This window comes from Thermococcus sp. P6 (assembly GCF_002214525.1).
Taxonomy (GTDB): domain Archaea; phylum Methanobacteriota_B; class Thermococci; order Thermococcales; family Thermococcaceae; genus Thermococcus.
Window position 1 is genome coordinate 57,366 of the sequence record NZ_CP015104.1, and the last position, 10,636, is coordinate 68,001.

Below are 10,636 nucleotides of genomic sequence, written 5' to 3' on the forward strand. Positions count from 1 at the left end.
AACTCAGAGCTTATCCCCAAAGACCCTGAGCGCAACCACGATCGCAGCTCCAAATGCTATGGGTACCGGGTGGAGTGTGGCCGATATCAGGCCCACTACGGCCAGAACCGCCCGGACCTCCTTCCTCAGGTTCTTCTTGAACCATCCCGTTAGAGCTATTGCGAGTATGTACATCACGAGGAGCGTCGCCGCCAGCTCGTAGAGTACCTTAAGGGCGGTGCTCATCGTCCATGGGTGCACGGTTATCAGGAACATCTCAGGGTGCGTGAAGTATATGTAGGGTCCGACGTAGCCCGCCAGGGCGTACTTGACCGCGTTTAACGCTGTCTTCCAGACTTCTGAAAAAGGTTCGAAGAAGGGTTTTTTTCTGGCGGGCCGGACGGGATTCGAACCCGCGGCCACGGGGTTAAAAGCCCCGCGCTCTAACCAGGCTGAGCTACCGGCCCACACCCCGGGGAAAAATGCAGGAACGCTCTTATAAGCTTTGCCCTTCCTCGATGCAAAAACTACTTAAATATTTTTGGGTAACCTAACAGGGTGATGACTTTGAACCTGAGCAAGAGGGAAGAGGAGTACATTGAGGCGATGTACATCCTGTACAGGAACAAGGGCGTTATAAGGATCAAGGACATCTCCAGAATGCTGAATGTAAAGCCCCCGAGTGTCGTAGATGCTCTTAGACGGCTCAGTGAGAGGGGACTCGTGGATTACGAGAAGTACGACAGGATACTTCTCACGGAAGAGGGCAAGCGCGTGGGCAGTGAGATATACTCAAAGCACCTCCTCCTTACGAGCTTCTTCGCCGATATTCTCGGCGTCCCACGGGAGACGGCCGAGAAGGACGCCTGCCAGTTCGAGCACTACGTTAGCGAGATAACGGTCGAAAGGATAAGGGACTTCGCAAGGTTCATCAGGGAGGAGTGTCCCGACGTCCTTGAGAGGTTCGTTAGTAATAGAAAAGGGGAGGAAGTTCAAAGGGAGGAACGCGGTTAAAAGAGCCCTCCGAGGTAGGCGAAGTAAATCGCGAACACCGCCGCCAGAACGTACATGAGCGGATGGAGCTCCCTTGCCCGTCCGCTGAAGAGTTTCAGCAGGGTGTAGCTGATGAACCCGACGCCGATGCCGTGGGCTATCGAGTAGGTGTAGGGTATAGTAACGAGCACGAGGAACGCCGGAATGGCCTCGGTGTGGTCTGAGAAGTCGATCTCCTTGACGGCGCTTATCATGAAGTAACCCACTATGACGAGGGCCGGGGCCGTTGCGAAGGCGGGTATGGCCTGCGCCAGAGGTGCTATGAACAGTCCTATGCCGAGGAAGAGCAGGCCTGTAACGAGGGACGTCATCCCGGTTCTTCCGCCCTCTTCTATTCCAGCGGCACTCTCGATGTAGGTCGTAACCGTAGATGTTCCGAGGATGGCTCCAACCGTTGTTCCCACGGCATCGGTGAGGAGAACCTTTTCGGCATCGGGCACCTTCCCGTCCTTCGTCAGAAAGCCCGCCTTGGCGCTCAGCCCCGTTACCGTTCCCAGCGTGTCGAAGAAGTCCACCATGAAGAAGGCGAAGATAACCCCTATGGCCCCGACGTTGAGGAGTCCCTTAAGGTCCATCTTCATGAAGGTGTAGCTGAGTTCCGGGGTCGAGAATACGTGGTCAGGCCACGGGGCGAAACCCGTTATCCAGCCGAGGACACTTGTCGTCAGGATCGATATGAGCAGTGCCCCCCTGATGCGGAGGGAAATCAGAAGGGCCGCAAGGAACAGGCCGAAGAAGAAGAGAAGGGTCTCCCCCCTGAGCAGGGCAGCGTCGTTAAGCCCCGTGGAGTTAAGCACCCCGGCCTCGGTTACGGAGGCGGTTAAAAGGCCGACGTCGTTCAGGCCTATGAGGGTCAGGAAGAGACCTATTCCGGCACCGACGGCGTACTTCTGGCTTATCGGAATGGCGTGGATCACGGCACTTCTGACCTTTGTAACGCTGAGAACTATGAAGATCAGACCCTCAACGAAAACCGCGGCGAGGGCGACGCGCCAGTCGTAGCCCATATGCAGGACCACGTTGTAGGCGAAGTAGGCGTTCAACCCCATTCCCGGGGCAAGGGCGAAGGGTTTTTTAGCGTATAGGGCCATTAGGATCGTTGCAAAGCCCGAGGCGAGGGCCGTGACGGCTACGAGTGAGTTGAAGGCCTCCTTACCCATGGCATCGCTGAGTATGGCCGGGTTAACGAAGAGGATGTATGCCATCGTCATGAAGGTCGTTATTCCGGCGAGCACTTCGGTTCTCATGTCCGTGTTGTACTTCTCAAACTCGAAGTAGTCCTCAAACCACCCCATGAGCACCACCCCATTGATTAACTGCTCTCTGCTAAAAACTGGTTTTTTTAAAGGTTTTTATAACATAAAAATGTCAAAAATTGAGAGGAGGTATCACTCGAGAACCGAGAAGTGCCTCACCTCAACCCCGACCCTATCAGGAAGGGCCTCAACGTCGAAGGGAAGCTCACTCAAAAAGCGCTCCGCGATGATAACCTCGTCGCCCACTCCGAGCTTTAACCTTACCCTGCCGGGCAGAAGCTCGTGGTCCAGAACCTCCGCGCCATCGCCGGGTTTTAAGTAGACGCTCTCAGGCCGGAAGAATATCCTAACCGGACCGTTTTTCCCCACCTTGAAGCACAGCTTTCCGGCGCAGGCCATCCCCCCTTTCGCCTCAAGGTCGAGTATGTTGCTCAGGCCCAGAAACCGGGCCACGAACTCGGTCCGCGGGTGGTAATAGAGCTCCAGAGGTTTACCAACATCCTCAACCCTTCCGACGTTCATAACGGCTATCCTGTCGCTTACCGCCATGGCCTCCTCCTGGTCGTGGGTCACGTAGATTACCGTGATTCCGAGCTCGCGCTGGATCATCCTTATCTCTCCCCTCAGGCGTTCCCTTATCTTCGCATCGAGGTTGCTCAGCGGCTCGTCGAGGAGGAGAACCTCGGGCTCTATCACCAGCGCCCTCGCCAGAGCCACGCGCTGTTGCTGGCCCCCCGAGAGCTGTTCTGGATAGCGGTTTTCGAGGCCTTCCAGTCCGACGAGCTCGAGGGCCCGCTTAACCCTCTTTCTGATTTCGCCCCCCGGGAGTCCCTTCATCTCGAGACCGAAGGCCACGTTCTTGAAAACCGTCATGTGTGGAAACAGGGCGTAATCCTGAAAGACTATCCCAGTTCCCCGTCTGTAAGGCGGTAGATCGTTAACGGGCCGCCCGTCGAAGAGCACCTCCCCCCTATCGGGCCTCTCGAACCCGGCTATTATCCTGAGGGTTGTCGTTTTCCCGCAACCGCTCGGGCCGAGAAGGGTGAGAAGCTCGCCGTCCTTCACGCTTAGATCGATCTCAAGCCTGAAACTCTCCCACTCCTTCACGATACCCCTCAGCTCTACCCGAACCATGCCTCTTCACCGACCCTTTCGATTATCAGGAATGCGAAGGTCGAGACAACCATGAGGAGAACCGCCAGTGCCGAGGCCGGACCGAACTGTCTCGATCCGAGGAACTTGTATATCGCCACGGTCATGGTCGTGTACTCTGGCTTGGCGAGCATGTAGGTGGCACCGAGCTCGGCTATGCTCATTGCGAAGGCGAATATCGCCCCCACGATGACCCCTCCGAGGGCCAGCGGGAGCTCCACCCTGAGAAAGGCCGTCCATTCCTTTGCCCCAAGACTTAGGGCCGCCTCCCGGAGGTTCGGCTTTATCTTCTTCAGGGACGTTGAGACCGCCCTCAGGACGAAGGGATAGGCTATAACCGTGTGGGCCGCGATTATTATCCACGGCGTGAAGTAGAGGGGCGTGGCGTGAAAGAGCCGTATGTAGCCGAGGCCGAGGGTTACGGCCGAGCTGCCCAGCGGGAGCATTATCAGAACGTCGAAAAGCCTCTTTCCCCTGAAGTTCCAGCGGTGGAGAGCGTATGATACGGGAAGTGCCACGAGAATCGAGAGAAAAACCGTCGCCGCACCAAAGGTGAGGGAGTTCCTCACGACGTCGAGCGTTGTGGTCCCGAACATCGGGTTGTACTCCGGGGAGAGCATCCTCCTGTAGTTCTCAAGGCTCCATGAGTCGTTGAAGCGCAGGGAATCGTAGAGAACCGCCAGCAGGGGCGATACTATGAAGATGAAGACGATCAGGGAATAAAGGCCCACAAGGAGGCCTTTAATGCTCAGCCAGTCACGTCTCGTGAAGGGAATCGGCTTTCTAAAAACCCTCTGCTCCTCGCGCCGGGCGTAGGCGTCGAGGGCCCTGAGGTAGAGGTACATGAAGCCCATACTCAGGGTTATCTGGATTATGGCCACGGCGGCGCCGGTTCTGAAGTCGAGCAGGACCATTATCGAGGTGAATATGTCCACCTCCATCGTGGCGTAGTGGTAACCCCCGATTATGAGGGGAATCGAGAAGCTAAGGAAGCAGAAGACGAAGGTGAGCATCGCCGAGGCAAAGATGGCCGGCGAGATCAGCGGCAGGGTAACCCTCCAGAACAGCCTCCACCCCCTCGCCCCCAGCGACATGGCGGCCTCCTCGTAGTGCGGGTTCACCCTCTGCCACAGGGAGGAGACCATGCGCACCACCACGGGGAAGTTGTAGAAGGCGTGGGCGAGGAGTATGCCCTTCCACGAGTAGACTATCCCCAGGTCCCGCCCTATGATGTCCGTCAGTATTCCGCTCTTCCCGAAGAGGAGTATGAACCCCAGGGCCACCATAACGCTCGGCATGACGAAGGGAACCGTCAGAATGGCCTTTACGAGCCCCTTTCCCGGAAAGTCGTACTTCGCGAAGATATAGGCCCCGGGAAGGCCCAGTAAAAGGGTCAGGAGCGTTGAACCGATGGCCTGGCTTATCGTGAAGAGGATGACCCTCCGGTGGTATTCGTTCGAAAGAACCGAGAGGAGGTAACGAAGGGTAAAACCACCATCCCAGAGGCCCGTTTTCAGTATGCTGGCTAAGGGAAGGTAGAAGAAGACCAGCAGGAACGTTATGGGAACCAGCAGGAAGATCTTCGAAAGCCTCGACATCATCCTCTTCTGGAACCTTCACCTTATAAAATTTTGATTGAGGTCGATGAAGCGCCCGGGAGAAAATGGATCAGACCTTTATCTCCTCGTATTTCCTCTTCATCAGGAGGGCGTCTCCCTCGATGTTCGGGCTCTCGCTTATCACAACCCCCTTCACCCTGAACTCCTTGAGAACCCTCATTAGGTCCTCCCAGTTCATATCGCTCTCCTGAAGGTTCAGGTGGTTCCTCTCACCCTTTGAGGTGTAGTTTATGCCGCTTATGTGGATGTGCATGTTGTCGAGTGCATCCCTGCCGAGGCGGTCCTCCATAAAGCTCAACACCTCTCGCCACTCCTCTGCGGTGTTGAACTTCCCCCCGTTTCTGGCGTGGCAGTGGGCGAAGTCTATGGTCGGCAGAACCATCTCGAGCTCCTCGCTCAGTTTAACGAGTTCCTTCAGGCTACCGAACTGGGTTGGCTTGCCCGTTATCTCCGGCCTTACCCAGACCTCAACGCCCCCCTCCTGAAGGGTCTTTACGACATCTTTCAGCTCCGCCTTTATCCTCTCGTAAACCCTCTCGGGGTTCTGTTTGAGGTAATAACCCGCGTGAAAGACGACGCTCCAGCCACCCGCCTGATGCAGCCTCTCCGCGCTCTCGATTATTCTCCTCTTGCTCGCCTCCACCTTGGCCTTCTCCTTTGCGTTGAGGTTGATGTAATACGGAGCGTGTGCCGTGAGCACAACATCATGCTTTCTGGCAACGTACTTTACTTTCTTCGCAAGTTCCGGCTTCAGGTTAACCCCTCTGACGAACTCAAGCTCCATAGCATCCAAACCGAGGTTTCGAACCTGAATTATACCGTTTATCGTCGAGCGTTTCGGGGTTGACAGGGGTATCCCGGCCGTACCGAATCGGAGTCTCTCCATTCTGAACACGGTCACCACCGCAGAAATTAGGAAAACCTAACTCATAAACCTATCGTTCGATATCCTGCCCGAGGATACTTTCGAGTTTTGAGAGGCTTTCCCGTAGTTCCTCCTCGAGGTGCTCCAGCCGGTTCTTCAGTTTCCTCAACTCGACCGCCTTCTCCTCCAGGAGGTGCTGAAGCTCCCAGATCCCCCTTTCCCGCTCTTCTCCCCCGGAAAGGATTTCCCTGCGTTTCTCTTCCAGTTCGTGGAGCCTCTCCTTCTTCCTTTTGATCTCCCCGGATTTCTCTTTGAGGTTTTCCATCAACCACCTAGCCCTCTTTCTGTACTTTGCCTCCAGTTCGGGATAGACCCTCTGGAGCAGGGAGACGAATTCGTCGGGCCTTTCAAGGGCCACCCCGCTGTCCTCCACGAACCGGCTGGCTATTTCATCTTTCAAGCGCATTCTCCTGAGGGGTTTCTGAAGCTTCGAGGCCCTCGAGCGGAGGTCTATCTCGGCACTTCTGATGGACGATGATAGGTCCTCCATTTCCCTTTCAAGCTCCTCCAGTCCCTGCAGGCGATAAAAGTCCTCCAGTTCCTTCTTCCTGTTTTCCAGTTCCCCTTTGAGGGCCAGAGTTTCCCTCTCAAGCTCTGAAATACGTTCTCTGGTTTCCTTTTCTTCGGTAATGATTTCCTCCAGCCTGAGGTCCGGCAGGTTCTTTTTGGCGATTTCGCCGAGATATTCCGCGTAATCCTCGTTCAGCTCTCTGAGAAGACGGTTTATCCCGTAGACCTCCTTCTCAAAGATCTCCAGAAGATACCTTCCATGACCCACGTGGAGCTTCGCAAGGTTCGGCAGACGTTTTCCGAGGTCCTCTATGTCGTTTATCCCCGTCAGCCCGTTCCTAAGGGCTCTAACGTAGTTCCGCTTTTCGGAGGTGACTATTCTTCTGATGTTCCCGGCGACGTTTTTCGGAACTTCTCTCCTCTCCAGTTCGTCTATCATTCTCAGGAGTTTTCCCACCTTCTTCTCGAGGCGTCGGTTGTAGGCCTTCCTTATCTCCTCGACCTCTTTTTCGGCCCTTCTCTTTCTCTTCCCGTATTCCTCAAGCGCTCGCTCCAGCTTCAACTCTCCTCCATCCCCTGACTTTTCCTCTCACGTAAGCCCCGATCATAACCGCGAGGGCAATGTCAAGGACCGCAACAAGGAGTTTTGCAAAGACGTCTATGTCGGACAGGGTGAGTATGGCCATCGCGTACCTCGTGGTCAGGTCTATCGTTACCCAGATGGAAGGCATCATGAGAAGGCCTGAAATGTGATACCAGATGTGGTGATCCTTTCTCAGGTAGGCCTGCACGACCCTCCCGGCTATCATAACGGAGATTCCAAGGACGAGGGAGGTACCAATGGCGTTTATGTAGATCAGGGTTGCCAGAAGGGGTGTTCCGGGCCACCCACCTATTATGGCCTTCGCGTACTCCTCAAGCCTAAAGTAGGCGTTTATGGCGCCACCGGCGATTATCAGGATCCCGGTTACAACCGAAATCACGAACAGGAACTGCTTTGAGAGGGTTTCCCTTACGTTGAAGTTGAAGCCTTTGGTGAAGAAGTACCCGCCCACGAGCAGGAGTATCGTTCCGGTTATAGTGGCCGATACCATCTTAACGCTGTTGGGATACCAGACGCCTATGAGCCTCGCTATCCCGTAGAGAAGCAGTATCATACCCGGAATACCAAGGACCACCTTTGCAACCTCCGGATCGCTTAGAATCTCCCGCATGTATCGGTAGAGTATGTAGTAGGTCGTTTCTATGCTCTCGCTCTGTTTGACGACGATGCGGTGGGAGCTTATCACGGGCACCTTCGAGGTGATTATGGGAAGGATCTGCTCGTCCTCGGCCCCATCGGTGACGGTTATGACCCCGTCCGCCGGAAAGACCTTCAGGACCTCCCCCAGCTGCCTCGCCAGTTCAAGGTCGCTTTTAACCCCAACCTTCGGGTGCCCGGTTATGAGGGCAACTTCAACCTCCTCAAACTCACCGCTCTCCTTAAGCTCGTCGTAGAGCTTCACAGCCGCGTAAACTACGTTGGCATCGCTGTCCTCTGGATCGGCCAGACTGAGCTTCAGGGCGGCATCGATGCAGGCTTCCCTTCCTATCACCGGGCCACCGACACCGGCCTTTTCCCCAAAGTCGTCGTCCCTGTCTATGGCAAGAATCAGGGCCCTGATGTTAACCACCTCTTACCTTTTTCATGACCGATTTTACCTTATCTTCCATTTTTCTCTCCACATCACGCCTGTCGTCTATCCTGACGGTTGTTGAGACCCTTTCCACGCCGAGCCTGAACATCAGCTCGTGGGCCTCCTCCACGATCTCGAAGGCTTCCCTGACCGTTGGGACTTCGATTATAGTTGCCATTGGGGTCAGTTGGTATTTAACACCCTTTCTCTCTAAAAGCTTTACTACTTCGGCAACGTACCCGCTCAGGCTCTTCTCCCCGAGGGGAACTATCACGAACTCCACGATGACCATGTTCGGCACCTGCCTTATCTTCCTTCGGCAATTTTTTAAGCTTTATGGGAAAGGTAAATAACCATCGACGTGTAGTGCCCCACGGTGAGGACGATGTACAGGATAAGGGATGAGTGGGGGGAGTTCCTCGTCAGGCTCGCGAGAAGGGCCGTGGAGGAGTACGTGAGGAACGGGAGGGTCATAAAACCACCCGAAGATACCCCCCGGGAGCTGATGGAGAAGATGGGGGTCTTCGTAACCCTTAACAGGCACGGCTTACCCCCCGAGAGGGCACTCAGGGGATGCATAGGCTTTCCGTTACCGATCTACCCGCTGGCCGAGGCCACGATAAAGGCAGCGATCTACTCCGCTTCGGAGGATCCTCGCTTTCCGCCGGTGAGGGAGGACGAGCTCGACGATCTGGTGGTTGAGGTGAGCGTTCTAACCCCGCCAGAGCTAATCGAGGGTCCGCCGGTGGAGAGGCCGCTCAAGGTGAAGGTCGGCAGGGACGGTCTGATAGTGGAGAAGGGCATCTACTCGGGCCTGCTCCTCCCCCAGGTGCCTGTAGAGTGGGGCTGGGACGAGGAGGAATTTCTAAGTCAAACGTGCTGGAAAGCCGGCCTTCCACCGGACTGCTGGCTCGACGAGGATACAAGGGTCTACCGCTTTACCGCAGAGGTCTTTGAGGAGGAGAAGCCGGGGGGACAGGTGAGGAGGAAACCCCTTAAATGAAGGATCAATCGGTCCTCATCAATTTTGATATGAAGAAGCCGTTGCAGTCGTGTCTGTGGGGCCACGTCCTGAAAACCCTCTCACCGATCTCGAGGAACCCCCTGTCGCCCCATTCGAAGCCGTAAGGGACGAGCTCCAATCCAAGTTTTTTAACGCCAAAGAGGACGTTCTCCTCGTCCTCGTCGATCCTTATCGAGCAGGTCGAGTAGGTCATCTCCCCCCCTTCCCTCAGGTTTTCGTACGCGTTGCGGAGCATGTTGCGCTGCACGTTTATGATTCTCCGTATCTTCTCCCCATCGAAGCGCCATTTCACCTCGGGAAACTGCCTGTAGGTTCCGGAGCTCGAGCAGGGGGCGTCGAGGATTACCCTGTCGAACTTCTCCCTTCCTTTGAAGCTCTGGCCGTCCGCGTGGACGAGTTTGACGTTTTTCACACCGAGTAGCCTCATCTTCTCCCTCATCCTCATAAGCCTGTCGTAGGAGTAATCAACCGCCGTTATCTCGCCCCTGTTCTCCATCAGGGCCGCCGCATGGAACGTCTTGCTCCCGGGGGCCGCCGCCAGATCAAGAACCCTCTCACCGGGTTCCGGTTTCAGGACGTGGGCAACGTAGGCACTCGCCAGATCCTGAATTACGAACTTTCCTTCCCTGTACCATTCGAGCTTCGTTACTGGCTTTCTGTATTCGAGGATCTTCAGAACGTCCGGAACAGGGGTCAGGGCCGTTCTAACGCCCCTCTCCTCGAGGTAGTCCCTCAGAGAATCCACGTCGGTCTTGAGGGTGTTCGCCCTGACGTAGTACCTCTGGGGCCTGTTGTTGCTCAGGAAAAGCCTCACCGCCTCGTCGTAGCCCAGAAGGGCCACGGTGTACTCGACGTACCACCTCGGATGGGAGAAGCGGACGCTCAGCCACTCAATCCTGTCCCTTTCCCTGAGCCTTCTGAGCGCTTCATCGACATCGAACTTCTCTATCGAGTGCATGAGCGCGTTGACGAACCTTGAGGTAGCGAGATCGAAGCGCTCCTTAACGACCCTTATTATCGAATCCGTGGCTACGGCGGGGGGAACCTTTCTGAAATGGATCTCGAAGGTGCCTATTCTCAGGAGGTTGGCCAGATAGGGATCCAGATCTTCGAGACGTGAGCCCTTCAAAACGGAGTTTATTATGAAATCTATCCTGGCCCTCCATTTCTCTATCTCGAAAACGTACGCGTGGGCCAGTCCCCGGGCCTTCTCACTATCCCTTCCCGTTACCCGCCTGAAAACCCTCTCAAGGGCGTGCTTTGATGAGAGTTCACGCTCCTCGACTAAACTCAACGCATCGGCGACCACTTCCTGAAAGCGCACCCTGTAAAACAGCTCCATGGGGTTGGCTCCGGGAGGAGGTTTAAAAATGTGACGTTCCGCCAGAGGCCTCGTTATACGCACTGACGGATCTCCCCGGGATGGTGAAGGACTTAAGCGG

11 protein-coding genes and 1 tRNA gene are annotated in these 10,636 nt (G+C 55.6%); 2 read left to right on the top strand and 10 right to left on the bottom strand.

The features are described 5' to 3' along the window. Positions 1 to 3: 3 nt before the first annotated feature. Positions 4 to 402: a hypothetical protein gene (locus A3L12_RS00285; protein ID WP_198300049.1), complete on the bottom strand. Its 399-nt coding sequence runs from the start codon at positions 400 to 402 to the stop codon at positions 4 to 6. After that, a tRNA-Lys gene (locus tag A3L12_RS00290) sits at positions 369 to 446 on the bottom strand. The genes A3L12_RS00285 and A3L12_RS00290 overlap by 34 nt, the downstream gene beginning before the upstream one ends. Before the next feature lie 100 nt (positions 447 to 546). Between A3L12_RS00290 and A3L12_RS00295 the strand changes: the two genes are divergently transcribed. Further along, the gene (locus A3L12_RS00295) at positions 547 to 993 is read left to right on the top strand and encodes a metal-dependent transcriptional regulator (RefSeq protein ID WP_088881753.1); all 447 of its coding nucleotides are present in this window, start codon (positions 547 to 549) and stop codon (positions 991 to 993) included. On the opposite strand, the gene A3L12_RS00300 is transcribed toward A3L12_RS00295, so the two are convergent. The 7 genes from A3L12_RS00300 to A3L12_RS00330 all read right to left on the bottom strand — a co-directional run bounded on the left by A3L12_RS00300 (position 990) and on the right by A3L12_RS00330 (position 8,462). Next, positions 990 to 2,327: an NCS2 family permease gene (locus A3L12_RS00300; RefSeq protein ID WP_088881754.1), complete on the bottom strand. Its 1,338-nt coding sequence runs from the start codon at positions 2,325 to 2,327 to the stop codon at positions 990 to 992. The genes A3L12_RS00295 and A3L12_RS00300 overlap by 4 nt on opposite strands. A 93-nt stretch (positions 2,328 to 2,420) precedes the next feature. Continuing rightward, positions 2,421 to 3,422, bottom strand: a complete 1,002-nt coding sequence (locus A3L12_RS00305; protein WP_088881755.1) for an ABC transporter ATP-binding protein — start codon at positions 3,420 to 3,422, stop codon at positions 2,421 to 2,423. Then, positions 3,410 to 5,041 carry an iron ABC transporter permease gene (locus A3L12_RS00310; protein ID WP_088881756.1) on the bottom strand — a complete coding sequence of 544 codons (1,632 nt, stop codon included), beginning with the start codon at positions 5,039 to 5,041 and terminating at the stop codon, positions 3,410 to 3,412. Before A3L12_RS00310 ends, A3L12_RS00305 begins: the two co-directional genes overlap by 13 nt. Before the next feature lie 67 nt (positions 5,042 to 5,108). Continuing rightward, on the bottom strand, positions 5,109 to 5,954 hold the full coding sequence (locus A3L12_RS00315; protein ID WP_088881757.1) for a deoxyribonuclease IV: 846 nt from the start codon (positions 5,952 to 5,954) through the stop codon (positions 5,109 to 5,111). A 40-nt stretch (positions 5,955 to 5,994) separates the two neighbouring features. Next, a complete protein-coding gene (locus A3L12_RS00320; protein WP_088881758.1) occupies positions 5,995 to 7,056 on the bottom strand; it encodes a hypothetical protein in 1,062 nt (353 codons plus the stop codon). Then, positions 7,034 to 8,167 (bottom strand): DUF373 family protein, encoded by a 1,134-nt coding sequence (locus tag A3L12_RS00325; RefSeq protein ID WP_088881759.1) that lies wholly within the window; start codon positions 8,165 to 8,167, stop codon positions 7,034 to 7,036. Before A3L12_RS00325 ends, A3L12_RS00320 begins: the two co-directional genes overlap by 23 nt. Beyond that, positions 8,160 to 8,462, bottom strand: coding sequence for an MTH1187 family thiamine-binding protein (locus A3L12_RS00330; protein ID WP_088881760.1), 303 nt, complete (start codon positions 8,460 to 8,462; stop codon positions 8,160 to 8,162). The genes A3L12_RS00325 and A3L12_RS00330 overlap by 8 nt, the downstream gene beginning before the upstream one ends. A gap of 93 nt (positions 8,463 to 8,555) precedes the next feature. On the opposite strand from A3L12_RS00330, the gene A3L12_RS00335 reads away from it, so the two are divergent. Beyond that, complete coding sequence (locus tag A3L12_RS00335) at positions 8,556 to 9,173, top strand: TIGR00296 family protein (RefSeq protein ID WP_088881761.1); 618 nt, start codon at positions 8,556 to 8,558, stop codon at positions 9,171 to 9,173. 4 nt (positions 9,174 to 9,177) lie between these two features. Here A3L12_RS00335 and A3L12_RS00340 read toward each other — a convergent pair whose 3' ends face one another. Beyond that, entirely contained in the window at positions 9,178 to 10,536 is a 1,359-nt protein-coding gene (locus tag A3L12_RS00340) for an RsmB/NOP family class I SAM-dependent RNA methyltransferase (RefSeq protein WP_088883176.1), read from the bottom strand. Positions 10,537 to 10,636: the final 100 nt, after the last annotated feature.

Coding starts and splice junctions, on each gene's coding strand:
- A3L12_RS00300 (WP_088881754.1), bottom strand. CDS start 2,327: ATGGGGTGGTTTGAGGACTACTTCGAGTTTGAGAAGTACAACACGGAC.
- A3L12_RS00305 (WP_088881755.1), bottom strand. CDS start 3,422: ATGGTTCGGGTAGAGCTGAGGGGTATCGTGAAGGAGTGGGAGAGTTTC.
- A3L12_RS00310 (WP_088881756.1), bottom strand. CDS start 5,041: ATGATGTCGAGGCTTTCGAAGATCTTCCTGCTGGTTCCCATAACGTTC.
- A3L12_RS00330 (WP_088881760.1), bottom strand. CDS start 8,462: ATGGTCATCGTGGAGTTCGTGATAGTTCCCCTCGGGGAGAAGAGCCTG.
- A3L12_RS00335 (WP_088881761.1), top strand. CDS start 8,556: ATGTACAGGATAAGGGATGAGTGGGGGGAGTTCCTCGTCAGGCTCGCG.
- A3L12_RS00340 (WP_088883176.1), bottom strand. CDS start 10,536: ATGGAGCTGTTTTACAGGGTGCGCTTTCAGGAAGTGGTCGCCGATGCG.